Origin of the sequence: Ruegeria sp. HKCCSA071 (assembly GCF_017872555.1) — a bacterium.
GTDB lineage: Bacteria > Pseudomonadota > Alphaproteobacteria > Rhodobacterales > Rhodobacteraceae > Ruegeria.
On record NZ_JAEDOX010000001.1, the window covers coordinates 1,265,669 to 1,281,972 of the forward strand.

Annotated in this window: 19 protein-coding genes and 3 tRNA genes; 14 read left to right on the forward strand and 8 right to left on the reverse strand. The window is 59.5% G+C overall.

All coding sequences use genetic code 11. From position 1 onward, the window contains the following. The 4 genes from I9188_RS06245 (at window position 1) to I9188_RS06260 (ending at window position 6,997) form a co-directional block, all read left to right on the forward strand. The gene (locus I9188_RS06245; RefSeq protein WP_209504541.1) at window positions 1–1,776 is read left to right on the forward strand and encodes a diguanylate cyclase; all 1,776 of its coding nucleotides are present in this window, start codon (window positions 1–3) and stop codon (window positions 1,774–1,776) included. A gap of 39 nt (window positions 1,777–1,815) precedes the next feature. Beyond that, complete coding sequence (locus I9188_RS06250; protein WP_209504542.1) at window positions 1,816–2,943, forward strand: alpha-hydroxy acid oxidase; 1,128 nt, start codon at window positions 1,816–1,818, stop codon at window positions 2,941–2,943. A 154-nt stretch (window positions 2,944–3,097) separates the two neighbouring features. After that, window positions 3,098–6,535: a pyruvate carboxylase gene (locus I9188_RS06255; protein ID WP_209504543.1), complete on the forward strand. Its 3,438-nt coding sequence runs from the start codon at window positions 3,098–3,100 to the stop codon at window positions 6,533–6,535. Between the two features lie 78 nt (window positions 6,536–6,613). Further along, the gene (locus I9188_RS06260; RefSeq protein WP_209504544.1) at window positions 6,614–6,997 is read left to right on the forward strand and encodes an MAPEG family protein; all 384 of its coding nucleotides are present in this window, start codon (window positions 6,614–6,616) and stop codon (window positions 6,995–6,997) included. A gap of 15 nt (window positions 6,998–7,012) precedes the next feature. Here I9188_RS06260 and I9188_RS06265 read toward each other — a convergent pair whose 3' ends face one another. Then, the gene (locus I9188_RS06265; RefSeq protein WP_209504545.1) at window positions 7,013–7,165 is read right to left on the reverse strand and encodes a hypothetical protein; all 153 of its coding nucleotides are present in this window, start codon (window positions 7,163–7,165) and stop codon (window positions 7,013–7,015) included. Window positions 7,166–7,315: 150 nt separating this feature from the next. On the opposite strand from I9188_RS06265, the gene I9188_RS06270 reads away from it, so the two are divergent. The 3 genes from I9188_RS06270 to I9188_RS06280 all read left to right on the forward strand — a co-directional run bounded on the left by I9188_RS06270 (window position 7,316) and on the right by I9188_RS06280 (window position 8,440). Next, a tRNA-Gly gene (locus tag I9188_RS06270) sits at window positions 7,316–7,390 on the forward strand. 33 nt (window positions 7,391–7,423) lie between these two features. Then, window positions 7,424–7,498 (forward strand) — tRNA-Gly (locus I9188_RS06275). 81 nt (window positions 7,499–7,579) lie between these two features. Next, window positions 7,580–8,440, forward strand: a complete 861-nt coding sequence (locus I9188_RS06280) for a GNAT family N-acetyltransferase (protein WP_209504546.1) — start codon at window positions 7,580–7,582, stop codon at window positions 8,438–8,440. Here the strand turns inward: I9188_RS06280 and I9188_RS06285 are convergent. After that, window positions 8,437–8,676, reverse strand: a complete 240-nt coding sequence (locus I9188_RS06285; RefSeq protein ID WP_209504547.1) for an Lrp/AsnC ligand binding domain-containing protein — start codon at window positions 8,674–8,676, stop codon at window positions 8,437–8,439. The genes I9188_RS06280 and I9188_RS06285 overlap by 4 nt on opposite strands. 154 nt (window positions 8,677–8,830) lie before the next feature. Here I9188_RS06285 and hisB point away from each other — a divergent pair, with 154 nt between their 5' ends. Both hisB and hisH read left to right on the forward strand, forming a co-directional pair. After that, a complete protein-coding gene (hisB, locus tag I9188_RS06290; RefSeq protein WP_209504548.1) occupies window positions 8,831–9,418 on the forward strand; it encodes an imidazoleglycerol-phosphate dehydratase HisB in 588 nt (195 codons plus the stop codon). Beyond that, window positions 9,419–10,057: an imidazole glycerol phosphate synthase subunit HisH gene (gene hisH / locus I9188_RS06295; protein ID WP_209504549.1), complete on the forward strand. Its 639-nt coding sequence runs from the start codon at window positions 9,419–9,421 to the stop codon at window positions 10,055–10,057. Window positions 10,058–10,060: 3 nt separating this feature from the next. Here hisH and I9188_RS06300 read toward each other — a convergent pair whose 3' ends face one another. Further along, a complete protein-coding gene (locus I9188_RS06300) occupies window positions 10,061–10,462 on the reverse strand; it encodes a DUF2147 domain-containing protein (protein WP_209504550.1) in 402 nt (133 codons plus the stop codon). A 134-nt stretch (window positions 10,463–10,596) separates the two neighbouring features. On the opposite strand from I9188_RS06300, the gene hisA reads away from it, so the two are divergent. Further along, complete coding sequence (gene hisA / locus I9188_RS06305) at window positions 10,597–11,316, forward strand: 1-(5-phosphoribosyl)-5-[(5-phosphoribosylamino)methylideneamino]imidazole-4-carboxamide isomerase (RefSeq protein WP_209504551.1); 720 nt, start codon at window positions 10,597–10,599, stop codon at window positions 11,314–11,316. Between the two features lie 4 nt (window positions 11,317–11,320). Here hisA and I9188_RS06310 read toward each other — a convergent pair whose 3' ends face one another. After that, window positions 11,321–11,767, reverse strand: coding sequence for a DUF302 domain-containing protein (locus tag I9188_RS06310; protein ID WP_245220427.1), 447 nt, complete (start codon window positions 11,765–11,767; stop codon window positions 11,321–11,323). A gap of 117 nt (window positions 11,768–11,884) precedes the next feature. On the opposite strand from I9188_RS06310, the gene hisF reads away from it, so the two are divergent. The 3 genes from hisF to I9188_RS06325 all read left to right on the forward strand — a co-directional run bounded on the left by hisF (window position 11,885) and on the right by I9188_RS06325 (window position 13,602). Beyond that, window positions 11,885–12,646 carry an imidazole glycerol phosphate synthase subunit HisF gene (gene hisF, locus I9188_RS06315; protein ID WP_209504552.1) on the forward strand — a complete coding sequence of 254 codons (762 nt, stop codon included), beginning with the start codon at window positions 11,885–11,887 and terminating at the stop codon, window positions 12,644–12,646. Next, on the forward strand, window positions 12,643–12,960 hold the full coding sequence (locus tag I9188_RS06320; protein ID WP_209504553.1) for a phosphoribosyl-ATP diphosphatase: 318 nt from the start codon (window positions 12,643–12,645) through the stop codon (window positions 12,958–12,960). Before hisF ends, I9188_RS06320 begins: the two co-directional genes overlap by 4 nt. A 69-nt stretch (window positions 12,961–13,029) precedes the next feature. Beyond that, complete coding sequence (locus I9188_RS06325; RefSeq protein WP_209504554.1) at window positions 13,030–13,602, forward strand: hypothetical protein; 573 nt, start codon at window positions 13,030–13,032, stop codon at window positions 13,600–13,602. Here I9188_RS06325 and I9188_RS06330 read toward each other — a convergent pair. The 4 genes from I9188_RS06330 to rlmB form a co-directional block, all read right to left on the reverse strand. Beyond that, window positions 13,599–14,069 carry a CoA-binding protein gene (locus I9188_RS06330; protein ID WP_209504555.1) on the reverse strand — a complete coding sequence of 157 codons (471 nt, stop codon included), beginning with the start codon at window positions 14,067–14,069 and terminating at the stop codon, window positions 13,599–13,601. The two genes, I9188_RS06325 and I9188_RS06330, sit on opposite strands and share 4 nt — an antisense overlap. Before the next feature lie 196 nt (window positions 14,070–14,265). Then, a complete protein-coding gene (locus tag I9188_RS06335; RefSeq protein WP_209504556.1) occupies window positions 14,266–14,724 on the reverse strand; it encodes a YHS domain-containing (seleno)protein in 459 nt (152 codons plus the stop codon). A gap of 98 nt (window positions 14,725–14,822) precedes the next feature. Next, window positions 14,823–14,993, reverse strand: coding sequence for a hypothetical protein (locus I9188_RS06340; RefSeq protein WP_348540323.1), 171 nt, complete (start codon window positions 14,991–14,993; stop codon window positions 14,823–14,825). Between the two features lie 126 nt (window positions 14,994–15,119). Then, window positions 15,120–15,890 (reverse strand): 23S rRNA (guanosine(2251)-2'-O)-methyltransferase RlmB, encoded by a 771-nt coding sequence (rlmB, locus tag I9188_RS06345; protein WP_209504557.1) that lies wholly within the window; start codon window positions 15,888–15,890, stop codon window positions 15,120–15,122. Between the two features lie 116 nt (window positions 15,891–16,006). On the opposite strand from rlmB, the gene I9188_RS06350 reads away from it, so the two are divergent. After that, window positions 16,007–16,090 (forward strand) — tRNA-Tyr (locus I9188_RS06350). The last annotated feature ends 214 nt before the right edge of the window (window positions 16,091–16,304 follow it).

A 16,304-nucleotide genomic window follows, 5' to 3' on the forward strand; every position in this document is an offset into this window, starting at 1 on the left:
ATGGAAGCGAAGGAACTGACGGGCGGGTCGTCACGGCTGAAACCTGTGGGCGTTACCCTGATTCTGATCGCGCTGACAGCAGCAGCGGGATGGGGCATCTATGCGGCCCCTGCCCCGGTTGTGGACCGCATGTTGGAATCGGATTTGCGAAAAGACGCCATGCAGCTAAGCCGTCAGGTCGAAAGCCATCTGGACGATCTGGATGCAACGTTTCGGTACCATGAGCTGCACGAGCATGACGCGGAATTCCTGATGCTGCTGCCCGAAACCTCGGACATCTACCGGTTCAAACTGTTTGATGCGTCCGGTCAGGTGTTCTGGTCGACCCGTGCCAGCGATGTGGGGGCGGTGAATACAAAACCGTACTTTCAGTCGGTCGTCGCCGCCGGAAGCATTTATTACAATCACGCGGAAAAACCCGCGGCAGAGGTTGACTCGATCGACAATGACCCAGCCGGACATGCGGGCCCAATCACCAAACATGTGGCCGAGGTTTATACACCAATCGTCAGGGACGGCGTTTTCCTTGGCGCTATCGAATTTTATTCGGACATCACCAATCTCAGAACCCTGTTCATCACGCGCGTGCGCCTGTCGCTGGCGTTGCTGAGCAGTGTCGCGTTGCTGGCGCTGGCCACGGTCATCCTGATCGTCCACCGCACCAACCGCCGTCAGATGCGTGATCTACACAAGCGCGCCGTGAAAGAACGCGAACTGATGGGAGAGCAGCTTCGCCTGGCGCGTGAGGTGCGCCTGCTGGGCGAGTTGAACGAGTGGCTGCAATCAAGCCGCTCACTGGATGAGCTTTTCGACATGGTAGCGCGCTTTATGACCCATATACTGCCTAAGGCCGAGGGGAGCGTGTACGTCTATTCCAACTCGCGCGATGTGCTGGACGGGTGTGCCAGCTGGAACGGGGGAACGCACAAGTCTCATATCCATCCGGAAGGATGCTGGGGTTTGAGGCGCGGCCGGACTTACGAGTTCGGTGCATCCGAGATCGATTTTGTCTGCGAACATGCCGAACCGCATGACGGGCGGCCCTATTTCTGTTTTCCCATTCTGGCCCACGGGGAAACCGTTGGTCTGTTGCATCTGCGCGCGGCTGAGGGGCGAGAGGCCTGTTTCCACAAAAGCCGCAAGCTGGCGCAGCTGTGCGCCGAACAGATCAGCATGGCAATCGCCAATGTCCGTATGCGCGATCAGCTGCATGACCAATCGGTGCGCGACCCGCTGACCGGGCTGTTCAACCGCCGCCACATGACCGAGACATTGCGCAAGGCCATCAGCCGCAGCCAGCAGACCGGTGCGGCGCTGAGCCTGATTGCTGTGGACGTGGATCACTTCAAGAAATTCAACGACACGCATGGTCATGACGCCGGAGACATGGTGTTGCGCGCGGTCGGCGCGGCGCTGGAACAGGGCTGCGACCGGGACGAGATCGCCTGCCGCATCGGCGGTGAGGATTTCATGCTGATCCTGCCCGACAACAGCCCCGAAGATGCCATGACCCGGGCCGAGCAGTTGCGCCAGTCGGTCGAGGCGGTCATTGTCCGCTATGGCGAAAAGGCCCTGCCCCGTATCACAATCTCGGTCGGGGTCGCGCATTACCCCGCCCACGGCACCATGCCGCAGGATCTGATGCGTGCCGCGGATGATGCGCTGTATGTCGCCAAGGACAAGGGGCGCAATCAGGTTCACGTCGCCGCCGGGGCGCTGGAGCAGGCCAGGCGCGTTCCCGCAACGGGTAAACGCCCATCGCCGGAAGTCGCTTGAAAACCTTGCCGAATCGCCCCGCAGGTCCGATCAATCCTTATGGACCTGCACAGTACCTATCCCGGTATTCCCGATCTGAAACGCCGCGCACGCCGTCGGCTGCCGCACTTCGTATGGGAATACATCGACAGTGGCACCGGGATAGAAACGACGCGGCATCGCAATCGAAAGGCGCTGGATGATGTCCGTCTGAGCCCCTCGATCCTGCATGGGGAACTTGAATTCGATACGTCGGTGAAATTCTTGGGCGGCACCTGTCCTTTGCCCTTCGGTATTGCGCCGATCGGGATGTCCGGCCTGGTTTGGCCCGATGCGGAGCGGTTGCTGGCACAGGCCGCCGCCAAGGCAGGCATTCCCTATTCGCTGTCGACGGTGGCCAGTCAGAGCCCCGAAGACCTGGCCCCCTATCTGGGTGAGACCGCGTGGTTCCAGCTGTATCCGCCAAGGGACCCAGATATTCGCATGGACATGCTGAACCGGGCCCGCCGGGCGGGATTTCGAACTCTGGTTCTGACCGCTGACGTCCCTGTCGCCTCACGCAGGGAACGGCAGACGCGCTCGGGCCTGCGGCAGCCGCCGAAACTGACACCGCGCCTGCTGGCACAGATCGCCCAAAGACCTGCATGGGCCCTGGGCATGCTGCGCAGCGGCGTTCCGCACATGCGCACACTGGACAAGTATATCGATGACCCTGGTGATCTGCCGCCGACGGCCCATGTCGGATACCTGCTGCGAACCTCGCCGGATCTGGATTACGTCAAATGGCTGCGTGATCATTGGGAAGGGCCGTTTGTCGTGAAAGGCATCCTGCGCCCCGAGGACACGGACAGGCTGGAACAGGTGGGTGTGGACGCCCTGTGGGTGTCGAATCACGGGGGCCGACAGTTCGACGCGGCCCCGGCCAGCATCGAGGTTCTTCCCGCAATCCGGAGCGCGACCCGCCTGCCGCTGATTTTCGACAGCGGTGTCGAAGGCGGGCTGGATATCCTGCGTGCGCTGTCGCTGGGCGCGGACTTTGTCATGTTGGGACGCGCATTTCTGTACGGTCTTGCGGCACTTGGCGCAAAAGGCCCCGCGCATGTGATCGATATCCTGAGGCAGGATCTGCACGCGAATATGGGTCAGATGGGACTGGCCGATTTGTGTCAGTTTGAGACGAAATGCTAAATTATTGATGCTGCAACGCGGCATCCCTATAAGTGTGCCGAGGCCAAAGGGCGTTTGCGAGCGATAACATGCCGGTTCTACCCAGAAGAACGGATGTACCTGTGCGTATTCTCCGCCCATTAAGACGCCCAAACACCAAAGACCGGGACCTGATATGACAGACTTCAACAAGATCCTGATCGCCAATCGCGGCGAGATTGCCATCCGCGTCATGCGCGCAGCAAACGAGATGGGCAAACGCACCGTCGCTGTTTACGCTGAAGAAGACAAACTGGGCCTGCACAGGTTCAAGGCGGATGAGGCCTATCAGATTGGCGAGGGCATGGGTCCGGTCGCGGCGTACCTGTCGATTGACGAGATCATCCGCGTGGCCAAGCATTGCGGCGCGGACGCGATCCATCCGGGCTATGGCCTGCTGTCCGAAAACCCGGATTTCGTGGATGCCTGTGTCAAGAACGGCATCACCTTCATCGGCCCCCGGGCCGAGACCATGCGCGCATTGGGTGACAAGGCCAGCGCGCGGCGCGTGGCCATTGCGGCCGGTGTGCCTGTCATTCCGGCCACCGAGGTCTTGGGTGATAAGATGGACGCGATCCGCAAGGAGGCCGCCGAGATCGGATACCCGCTGATGCTCAAGGCGTCCTGGGGCGGCGGCGGACGCGGGATGCGCCCGATCCAGTCGGAAGACGAGCTGGAAGAAAAGGTTCTGGAAGGCCGCCGCGAGGCTGAGGCCGCCTTTGGCAATGGCGAGGGTTATCTGGAAAAGATGATCACCCGTGCCCGCCATGTCGAGGTTCAGATTCTGGGCGACAAGCATGGTGAGATTTATCACCTTTATGAACGCGACTGTTCGGTCCAGCGCCGGAACCAGAAGGTCGTCGAACGCGCCCCTGCCCCTTACCTGAGCGAAGAACAGCGCGCCGAGATTTGCGAACTGGGCCGTAAGATCTGCGCCCATGTGAATTACGAATGCGCAGGCACTGTCGAGTTCCTAATGGATATGGAGACCGGCAAATTCTACTTCATCGAGGTGAACCCCCGCGTACAGGTCGAACACACGGTCACCGAAGAAGTCACCGGGATCGACATCGTTCAGGCGCAGATCCTGATCGCCGAGGGCAAAACGTTGGCCGAGGCCACCGGCGCCGCCAGTCAGGCCGAGGTGCATCTGAACGGTCATGCGCTGCAGACACGGATCACCACAGAAGACCCGCAGAACAATTTCATCCCCGACTATGGCCGGATCACCGCTTATCGCTCGGCCACGGGCATGGGCATTCGTCTGGATGGCGGAACCGCGTATGCGGGCGGTGTCATTACGCGGTATTACGACTCGCTTCTGACAAAGGTCACCGCCTGGGCGCCGACGCCCGAGAAGGCGATCAGCCGGATGGACCGCGCCCTGCGCGAGTTCCGTATTCGCGGCGTCAGCACCAATATCGATTTCGTCATCAACCTGCTGAAGCACCCGACCTTCCTGTCGAATGAATACACCACCAAATTCATCGACACGACGCCGGATCTGTTTGCCTTCAAGCGCCGCCGCGACCGGGGCACCAAGGTTCTGACCTATATCGCCGATATTACGGTGAATGGTCATCCCGAAACCAAAGGCCGCCCCGAGCCGCGCGCCGACCTGAAAGTCGCCAAGCCCCCCGCGCAGAAGGCCGAGCCGCGGATGGGCACGCGCAACCTGCTGGAGCAGAAAGGCCCGCAGGCCGTGGCGGACTGGATGAAAGCGCAGCGGCAGCTGCTGATCACCGACACCACCATGCGCGACGGGCACCAGTCGTTGTTGGCGACCCGGATGCGGTCGATCGACATGATCAAGGTGGCGCCAACCTATGCCGCGAACCTGCCGCAGCTGTTCTCGGTCGAGTGCTGGGGCGGTGCGACGTTCGACGTGGCCTATCGGTTCCTGCAGGAATGCCCCTGGCAGCGTCTGCGCGATCTGCGCGAGGCGATGCCGAACCTGATGACGCAGATGCTGCTGCGGGGCGCAAACGGGGTTGGGTACACCAATTATCCCGACAACGTGGTGCAGGAGTTCGTGCGCCAGGCATCGAAAAACATCGACGTCTTCCGCGTCTTCGACTCGCTGAACTGGGTCGAGAACATGCGCGTTGCGATGGATGCTGTAATCGACAGCGGCAAAATCTGCGAGGGTACCGTTTGTTATACCGGCGATATTCTGGACCCTGACCGCGCCAAGTATAACCTGAAATACTATGTCGGAATGGCCAAAGAGTTGCGCGACGCAGGCGCGCATGTTCTGGGTCTGAAGGATATGGCGGGCCTGCTGAAACCGGCCTCGGCCAAGATTCTGATCCGGGCGCTGAAGGAAGAGGTTGGATTACCGATTCACTTCCACACCCATGACACGGCCGGTATCGCCAGCGCGACCATCCTTGCCGCCTCTGAGGCGGGAGTGGACGCGGTGGATTGCGCGATGGACAGCTTCAGTGGCAACACGTCCCAGGCAACGCTGGGCACTGTGGTCGAGGCGCTGCGCCATACCGACCGTGACACCGGGTTGGACATCAAGGCGATCCGCGAGATCAGCGATTACTTCGAGGCTGTGCGTGGCCAATATGCGGCCTTCGAATCAAGCCTGCAGGCCCCGGCGTCCGAAGTGTATCTGCACGAAATGCCGGGTGGTCAGTTCACCAACCTCAAGGCACAGGCACGCAGCCTGGGTCTGGAAGAGCGCTGGCACGAGGTCGCGCAGATGTACGCCGATGTGAACCAGATGTTCGGTGATATCGTAAAGGTAACGCCCTCGTCGAAGGTTGTTGGTGACATGGCCCTGATGATGGTCAGCCAGGGCCTGACCCGCGAGCAGGTCGAGGATCCGGCGACAGATGTGGCCTTCCCCGAATCGGTCGTCGATATGATGCGCGGCAATCTGGGCCAACCTCCGGGCGGATTCCCGAACACCATCATCAAGAAAGTGCTGAAGGACGAGGCCCCCAACATCCAGCGCCCCGGCAAGGACGTGCCTGCCGTCGATCTTGAGGCCACCCGCGCCGAGTTGTCCAAGCAGTTGGAAGGCAAAGAGGTCGATGACGAGGATCTGAACGGGTACCTGATGTATCCCAAGGTGTTTCTGGATTACATGGGTCGTCACCGGATTTACGGCCCGGTCCGCACCCTGCCCACGCGCACCTTCTTCTACGGCATGGAGCCCGGCGAAGAGATCACGGCGGAAATCGACCCCGGCAAGACGCTGGAAATCCGGTGTCAGGCCATTGGCGAAACGGATGAAAAGGGCGAGGTCAAAGTGTTCTTCGAGCTCAACGGCCAGCCGCGTGTGATCCGGGTGCCGAACCGGATGGTCACATCAACCACTCAGGCGCGCCCCAAGGCCGAGGTCGGCAACCCCGATCATGTCGGGGCGCCGATGCCGGGTGTTGTGGCCACTGTTGCCGTGACCGCGGGCCAGCAGGTCAAGGAAGGCGACATGCTGCTGACCATCGAGGCGATGAAGATGGAAACCGGCATCCATGCCGAGCGTGATGCGACCGTCAAAGCCGTGCATATCCAGCCCGGCGGCCAGATTGACGCAAAGGACCTTCTGATCGAACTGGAATAAGACGGAAAACAACCTAATGTTCATCAGGCCGTGTGGGAGACCGCACGGCCTTTTTCTATGATTGAGCGGAGACCCATTATGCTTGCAATCACCCCGATCTATGCGGCCCTGATCGCAATTCTCTACGTCGCACTCAGCGTCAAAGTGATCCTGCAACGACGCAGCGACAAAATCTCGGTCGGGGACGGCGGCAGCAAGCTGATGATCAAGGCGATACGGACACACGCGAACTGCGCCGAATACGCCCCGATTTCCCTGCTGCTGATTGCTATGGTCGAGTTGCAAGGCGCGGCCGGAATATTGGTCCATCTGCTGGGGCTGATGTTGCTGGCGGGGCGTCTTTTGCACGCGTACGGATTTGGACGGACGCCACAGATCGTCATCCTGCGGCAGGCCGGCATGAGCCTGACGTTCCTCGCCATTCTGGGTGCGGCTTTTGCAAACCTGATTCTGGCGCTTTAGGCCGTCTGGCGGGTGTTACCCTGCCAGAACGGTTGTTTCGATCTGCGGTGCACCCAGCAGAACCGGTATGAACCGGTCATGTTCATGCCGGTCCGGTTTCAGGATGGCAGCCCCGATCAGAATCATCGCAGCAAGCATCACGATCTTCAGGTCCACAACGGATATCATGACGGCACCTCCTGCCTGTGTTTTAGTGATTTGCAATACGGGTTGAACGGGTCATGGGCCGGATTCCGTCGAAAAGATTTTTCCCGCTTTTTGTGTTTTTCCGCTTGCAGCCCCGCGTGGGAATTTATACATCCCTCCTCACTCAACGGCGCGGGCGTAGCTCAGGGGTAGAGCATAACCTTGCCAAGGTTAGGGTCGGGCGTTCGAATCGCCTCGCCCGCTCCATTGAGAGGTCTTCGGACCACATATGTATCTGATGCGGGCGTAGCTCAGGGGTAGAGCATAACCTTGCCAAGGTTAGGGTCGGGCGTTCGAATCGCCTCGCCCGCTCCAGATACCAAGCCTTCCGAACATGCTGGTTCTTTGCATCGCGTTGCGGCATCCTGAATGCAATTCGCAACACGGGATTTCTGCATGTCTGAATATATTATACGCCCCTTGACCGCTGATGAGTTGCAGGAAGCCGTGGATTGGGCCGGGCGCGAGGGGTGGAATCCGGGCCATCACGATGCCTTGTGTTTTCGCAGCACCGACCCTGACGGGTTCCTGGGCGGTTTTCTGGATGGCGAAATGATCGCGTCTGTATCGGCGGTGAATTATGACGATGATTTTGCCTTTTTGGGTTTCTACATCGTCAAGCCGGAATACAGGCACCATGGCCACGGGCTTGAGATTGCGCAGCATGCGCTGGCCCACTGCACTGGGCGCAACATGGGTCTGGATGGAGTGGTCGAGCAGCAGGACAACTACCGGAAATCCGGATTCGCCTTTGCCTATAACAACTACCGCTTTTCGGGGCGGGTTGCAGATATCCTGCGCGCGCTGGCACCGACCGCTGGTGTTGACGTGCTGAGCACGGTTTCTGATGCGTTAAGGGACTATGACCGTCAGCTTTTCCCAGCCCGGCGCGATGCGTTCCTGCATGGTTGGCTGAGCGCAAGCGGCCATGTGTCCCGCGTGTTTTCCGAAGACGGGCAGATCAAAGGCTATGCCACGCTGCGCCCTTGTCAGACCGGATACAAGGTTGGGCCGCTGTTTGCAGACCGCGCCGGCATTGCCGAAGCGCTGCTTGCAAGCGTGTTAAAGGCTCTGCCCGAAGATCAAAGCGGGCAAGAGGTGTTCATCGACATGCCACAGCCCAACAACGCCGCCTTTGCATTGGCCGACAGGCTGGGGCTTGTGAAAGTGTTCGAAACGGCCCGGATGTATTCCGGCGATCAGCCGGATATCGACCTGACCCGCATCTATGGCGTGACAACGTTTGAGTTGGGTTAGAACGCCTTGAACGTCATCGTCGTCAGCGAGCGTTCGATATCGGGAATCACCAGCAGGTGTTCGTTGATGAAATGGCCCACATCCTCGGTTTCGGGGATGTAGAGCTTGAGCATCAGATCAAACTCACCGCTGGTGGAGTAAAGCTCTGAATGTATTTCGCGCAGGGCGATTTCCTCGGCGACCTTGTAGGTGGTGCCGGGTTTGCAGCGGATCTGGATGAATACGCAGGTGGACATGGCTTGGCCCTGTTGGTTCATGTTGTCTGCAAGCTGACATGGTGCCGGGCCGGGTGCAATCCCTTGCAACAGTTTGCAGCGATTGCAACGCATGGTCTGGATCAACCCGCCCCACCCCGTCTATAAGCGCGCCTGTAGCAAAAGGATTTCGCCCATGCGCACCGCTTCGATCAGCCGCAAAACCGCCGAAACCGATATTTCGGTCAAGGTCAATCTGGATGGCACCGGCACCTATGACAATCAGACCGGCGTCGGGTTCTTTGACCATATGCTGGACCAGCTGGCGCGCCACTCGTTGATCGACATGACGATCCGCGCCAACGGCGACTATCACATCGACGATCACCACACGGTCGAGGATACCGGCATCGCGCTGGGTCAGGCTTTGGCACAGGCATTGGGCGACAAGAAGGGTATCCGGCGCTATGGCGAATGCCATCTTCCGATGGATGACGCGCAGGTACGCTGTGCGCTGGACCTGTCGGGCCGCCCGTTCCTGATCTGGAATGTCGATCTGCCGACGCAAAAGATCGGAGCGTTCGACACCGAACTGGTGCGCGAGTTTTTTCAGGCGCTCAGCACCCATGGCGGCATCACCCTGCATATCGACCAACTGCACGGCTTCAACAGCCACCACATCGCCGAGGCCGCGTTCAAGGCTGTTGCGCGCGCGTTGCGCGACGCCGTCGAAACCGACCCGCGCAAGACGGATGCGATTCCGTCGACCAAGGGCGCGCTGTAGATGCTGACAGCCATCATCGACTATGAAAGCGGCAATCTGCATTCAGCGGAAAAGGCGTTTCAACGCATGGCGCAAGAGGTCGGCGCTGGTGACGTTGTTGTCACCTCGGACGCGGATGTCGTTGCGCGCGCGGACCGACTGGTTCTGCCCGGTGATGGTGCCTTCCCGGCCTGTGCTGCCGAGCTGCGCGGCCATAAGGGTATTTATGACGCGATGGTCGAGGCGGTCGAACAGAAGGGCCGCCCTTTTCTGGGCATCTGCGTTGGCATGCAGCTTATGGCAACCAAAGGCCATGAATACACCGAGACCGATGGTCTGGGCTGGGTGGCAGGCGATGTTGTTCGGATCGAACCTTCAGATGCCGCGCTGAAAGTGCCGCATATGGGCTGGAACGATCTGGTTCTGGAAAGCGATCATCCAGTTTTCAACGGGGTGAAATCAGGCGATCACACCTATTTCGTCCATTCCTACCACTTTCGTGTAAACAACCCGGCACAGCGGTTGGCTTATGTGGACTATGGGCAAGACGTCACGGCCGTGATTGGCCGCGACACGATGGTTGGGATGCAGTTTCACCCTGAAAAAAGCCAGGACGTTGGCCTGCGTATGCTGGGAAACTTCCTGACCTGGAAACCCTGAGGCTTACTGAACACGCGTCCAGGTTTGACCGCGACAGATCAGACCGCCCGCCACGCATCCCTTGACGGTCAGTTTGTTCTGGCCGTCCAGCGACATTTTCGAGTTGTAGGTTTTGTCCCGGTCCGGTGCCCAGATCTTGCCGCTGTCATAGCTGCCGCCCCCTTCGGGGACCATGTCCCAGATGATCTTTTTGCCAAGGTTCTCATATTCCAGCTGCTGGTTACCATCGGCGTCGAACGCGCTGTCGATGGTGCCGCAGATCGCACTGCCGCATTCGGAAATCGTCACATGCAGATAGCCACCCGTGTCGCCCGGCGCTGTTTTCCACAGGCCGTCAACCGGATCGTCGGCAAAAGCAGCTGTAGCAAGCAGCATCAGGCCCGCTGAAAGAGTAAAAGTCTTCATGATTTTCTCCCTGTTTTGTGGGCAGTCTGACCCGCTAATGGGCGGCGGGCAAGAATGACCCAGCGTCGCGTTGCATCCCCTGCCCTGCTTGTGCGATATCCCGCGCGTGTAACAGTGATATAGGGCCGCCCGACATGATCCTCTACCCCGCCATCGACCTCAAAGACGGCCAGGCCGTACGCCTGCTGCGTGGTGAAATGGACAAGGCCACCGTATTCAACGAAGACCCGGCCGCTCAGGCCCGTGCCTTTGTCGAGGCGGGATGCGAATGGCTGCATCTGGTCGACCTGAACGGTGCATTCGCAGGCGAGCCGGTCAACGCAGCACCGGTTGAGGCAATTCTGAAAGCTTGCAAGGTGCCCGCGCAACTGGGTGGTGGCATCCGCGACATGGCCACGATCGAAACATGGATCGAGAAGGGGCTGGCGCGGGTCATTTTGGGCACTGTCGCTGTCGAAAACCCCGATCTGGTGCGCGAAGCAGCCAAAGCTTTTCCCGGCAAGGTCGCCGTCGGCATCGATGCACGCAACGGCATGGTGGCTACCAAGGGCTGGGCCGAAGAGACCGACGTTCAGGTCACCGATCTGGCCCGTAGTTTCGAGGACGCAGGCGTAGCCGCAATCATCTACACCGACATCAACCGAGACGGTGCCATGCAGGGCCCAAACATCGAAGCGACCGCTGCCCTGGCACAGGCCGTTTCCATCCCGGTGATCGCCTCGGGCGGTGTCAGTTCGCTGGACGACCTGATCGCCCTGCGCGATTGCGGCGTTGCGCTGAACGGCGCGATTTCAGGCCGGGCGCTTTATGATGGCGCGATCGACCTGGCCGAGGCCATACGCGCCCTGTCGTGATCGGTTATTGCGCGGCTGCGGCGGTCAGCTTGGCCAGTGCACCGCGCATCTTTTCGATGACCGGAGATTTGTCGACATCGTTCAGGTCGTCCAATGTCTCTTTCGGGTCTTCATAGATCAGCCAGACCTGACCATTGGCATCTTCGTACGCCTGCACCTTGAGAGGCAGAAACAGCCCGGCGCGCGGGTCGATCTGTATGGCTGGCGTACCCAGCGCAGGGTTGCCGAAAATCAACACCTGATTGGCCGGAATGGGTGTGCCAATCTTTTCCGCCCCGGCCGCGTGGTCAATGCGGGCAAACACGGTTGCGCCTGCATTTCCGACGGCAACTTCAAGCGCGTCCAGCGCCTCGGCCACGGATTTGTCGGATTGAACCTTGATCAGATCATCAGCCATAGCGGTCAGCGCGCCTCCGAATGAAAAAACACAAGCCAGTATCAGTCTACGCATATCGATATTCCTTCTGTGAAATTCACCCCAGTTTTCACAGAATTGAGATCTCTCACAATCACAAGTCTGGCATCGGCAGGGCTTTGCCGCTAGAGGTGCGCCCATAAAGGATATCCTATGCTGAAAACCCGGATCATTCCCTGCCTTGATGTTGCCGATGGCCGTGTGGTCAAAGGTGTGAATTTCGTGGGCCTGCGCGATGCGGGCGACCCGGTGGAATCGGCCAAGGCCTATGATGCTGCCGGAGCGGACGAGATCTGCTTTCTCGACATTCACGCGACCCATGAGAATCGCGGCACCATGTTCGATGTGGTTCAGCGCACGGCGGAACAGTGTTTCGTGCCGCTGACCGTGGGCGGTGGGGTGCGAACAAAAGACGATGTGCGCGCCTTGCTGCTGGCGGGGGCGGACAAGGTCAGCTTCAACTCGGCCGCGGTTGCCAATCCGGATGTGATTGCCGAAGCGGCAGATCAGTTCGGCAGTCAGTGCATTGTCTGCGCCATCGACGCAAAGACCGTCAGCCCCGGCAAGTGGGAAATCTTTACCCATGGTGGGCGCAAACCCACCGGCATTGATGCGGTTGCCTTTGCCAGAACCGTGGTCTCCAAGGGGGCCGGTGAAATCCTGCTGACCTCGATGGACCGCGACGGCACCAAATCCGGGTTCAACCTGCCGCTGACCCGCGCCATTTCCGACGCGGTGGATGTGCCCGTGATCGCCTCGGGCGGTGTTGGTACTTTGGACCATCTGGTCGAGGGCGTCACCAAGGGCGGTGCAAGCGCCGTGTTGGCGGCATCGATTTTCCATTTCGGCGAATACACCATCCGCGAGGCCAAGGAACATATGGCCGCCGCTGGCATCCCCATGAGGCTGACATGAGCATCTTGCACGATCTGGCCGCCACGATCGAGGCACGCAAGGGGGCTGATCCCGAAGGCAGCTGGACGGCCAAGCTGCTTGCGAAAGGCCCTGAGAAATGCGCCGAGAAATTCGGTGAGGAGGCCATAGAGGCCATCATCGAAGCCGTAAAAGGGGATCAGGTTAAGCTGACCTCGGAAGCGGCGGACGTGTTGTATCACCTTCTGGTCATGCTGGCCGCGCGGGACGTGGCGCTGGATGATGTTCTGGCCGAGCTGGACCGCCGTCAGGGCACCAGTGGTGTCGCTGAAAAAGCTGCCCGCCCCAAAGGGTAAGGTCCGGGTTCCGCACTGGCTCCTGGGCCGTTATACTCGGATGCCAGACTGTCAGGGCGAAGGCGCGATATGATCCGAATTTTGATGCTTGTGGCAAACTTTGCCATCGTCGCTGGCTGCGCCGCGCCGCCGCGCTCGACCGGGGATGAGGTACAGCGGCTCGCCTCGGAGATTCAGGGCCTTGGCTCGGATATCGACCCAGAAGAAGCCCGACGCGCGGCGGGAATTGCTTACGCCTATACCGCTCAGCTGGTCGAGGAATACCAGATCACAGACCCGCCCCTGATCCATAACATGAAGGTCAACAAGGGGCTGCGCCCGCGTGGGCTGTGCTGGCATTGGGCCGAGGATATCGAGCGGCGGCTGAAACAGGAAAACTTCCGGACGCTGGATCTGCACCGTGCCATCGCAAACGCGGACAACCCGACGCGGATCGACCACAGCACCGCAATCATCAGCCGTAAAGGCGCGACGCTGTATGATGGTGTCGTACTGGACCCGTGGCGTTATGGCGGCGTGTTGTTCTGGTCTCCGCTGGTCGAGGATACCCGGTATGACTGGGTCCCGCGCGACGTGGTGCTGGAAAAGCGGCGGAAGGAACAGGTCGCCCGCCTGAAACCTTACGTCCCCGCCAAACCCTAAAGCTTGGACGAAATGATCCCGGTCGAAAATCCGCCCATGCGCAATTCGCCAAACAGGCGCTGATATTCAATTTTGGGGCAGCGGTTCATCACCACATCCACGCCACGGGCCTTGGCCTTTGCCGCCGCTTCAGGGTGTTCCACGCCAATCTGCATCCAGATCGTACCAAGCGACGGGAAAGCGTCCAGCGCCTCATCCACAATGGGTGGCACAGCCTCGGACCGCCGGAAAATATCCACCATGTCCACAGGCTCGGAGATCTCTGACAGGTTGCCGCGAACCGTCTGACCAAACAGGTCTTTGCCCGCGTGGCCCGGATTGACGGGAATCACCTTGAAGCCTTTCAGCGACAAATAGCGCGCCACGTAATAGCTGGGTCGCACCGGGTTCATGGAAACACCGACAACGGCCACCGTCTTGGTGCGTTGCAAAATGGCCTTGAGGTACTGATCGGAATAGTCTGGCATGCCCTATCCTTAACAGGGTTCCAAAAAGAAAAAAGCGCCCAAGAATGCTTGGGCGCCAGTTGTTGGAACGAGGGACAGTGAAATGACCCGCGGCAGTTCCGTTCCGCGGTCACTGTGACATTTAAGCATGACTTGATTAAAAAAAAGAGGGCGGGCGTATTTTTGTGATGACTTTTCACAATTTTCTGAAGGTTGCCTACTTTCCGTAGAGAATTGCGGGCCAGTTTTCCTCTGCCATCGCAATGTAACCTGCCCGATCCTGCTGCCAGATTTCCTCGACCTCGGGCGAATGCGTCAGATAAAGGCGCCCGTCGACCACCTGCCACGCCTTGGGATCCGTGCTTTTCAGCACGCCCATCGCCATCCCGTACGAGCAATAGCCACCGAACTGCGGCGCAAAAGCGCGCGGATTGCCTTCGAAGAGCTCACGATTTGCTTGCGATTTGAAATGCCACCGGGCACCCTTCCACATGACCGCATTTTCGGGCACCCCTTTCAAGGGCGCGTCGCTGTCAAAAAAGGACACAGGATCATACCCCGCCAACGCCACACCGTCAGTGGCGTAATACACGGGGTTGTCCTGCGCTAATACGGCAGGGGCAAGCAACACAGTGCTCAGCGAGCAAAGAAGAGTACGTCGGTTCAGCATCGTCATATGGGAATCTGCACATTCAAGACCATCAAAATGCAACTTTTGGCGCTTTTCGAAACCCCTGTTGACAAGGATGTGAACGCGTGCCCGCCAGTTGAAACTTAGTCAAAGATGTCTTCGATCACGTCCCAGGCTTCGTCGAACACGCGCGCCAGCATGGTCTTATTCCTCTTTTTGCGCTTTGTTTTCCGCGGGGCGGCATGAGACACAGCTACGCGCACCGGTTCGGGTTTAAGTACTTTCCGAGCGGGCAACATCTTCAGGTCGTGCAACGGTGCCCCACAGCTGGAGCAGCTAAGCTCGTGCCGTTCCTTGCCTTTCAGGATCAGGGCAGCCCGGGTGCCGCAATAGCAGCAGGTCGCGATTTTGGCAGGGCCGGGAATGACGCTCTCCTTTTTTCAGGGTCGCGATGCATATAAGGCGATTGCCGCGGCATTTGAGACGTTCAGCGAACCAAATCCCCCGGCTGCGTCAATTTTAACCAACTGATCCACGGTTTCCTTTGTCTTCTGCCGCAAGCCCGGACCTTCCGCACCCAGCACAAGCGCGACGGGGCGGTCCCGGCCAGTGCCCAACGCGCCTTCGATTGTCACATCGGCTTCTCCGTCCAGCCCAAGGACCAGAAAGCCCATGCTCTGAAGCTCGACAATCGCGTCCGCAAGGTTGCGCACCCGCAGATAGGGCTGCCGCTCAAGCGCGCCGCTGGCGGTTTTTGCCAGTGCTCCGGTCTCGGGTGCGGAGTGGTGGCGTGTGCCGATCACCGCACTGGCCCCCAGAACTTCGGCCGAGCGCAGAATCGCCCCAACATTGTGCGGGTCTGTGACCCGGTCCAGCAGAATGACGCGAGGGTTTTCGCGACCGATGCAGTTATCGGCCAGACTGCCCCATTCCAACGGCTTGACCTCCAGCGCTGCGCCCTGATGCACTGATCCAGTATCGATGGGTGCAGAGAACTTGCGCGGGTCAACTATTTCGGCCTCGATCCCAGCAAATTCAACAGCTTCCGCCAGTTTGTCACACGCATTCCGCGTCACCATCAGGCGTAGTTTTTGCCGTTTCGGGTTCATCAAAGCGTCGCGAACCGCGTGCAGGCCAAACAGCCAGACTGTTTCCGCAGCAGCTGCTTTGCGCGCCTGTTCCTTTTCGACGACCCATTTGGGTTTCTTCATTTCAAGGGCCTCCGGGCCGGGAATTCGGTTTCCTGCGCCAAAGGGAAATTTTCCTGTTGACGCTCCTTTGGTGCGCTAGTAATCACGCCTCCACGTCAGGTGCAACGCCTGACAGTGGGCGACAGGCCGCAAGGTGTGGCAGGGGACTGTAACTCCCTCGCGGAGACGCACGCCTGGTTCGATTCCAGGGTCGCCCACCATCTTTCCAACATATTCCGAAGATGGTCCGGACGCGTGTCCCGCGCTGCGTTAATCTCTGGCAGCTGTGTCATTGCTGTTGGTCTGCCGCCATTCTCAGATGCGACAGCCCTGATCCGTTTTACAGATATTAACCCGGCGCCAACCCGACCGGATTGTGAACGAAGGGGGCCGCGTGGTCTTCGCCACCTCATGTCATGACGTTCAGATCAATGC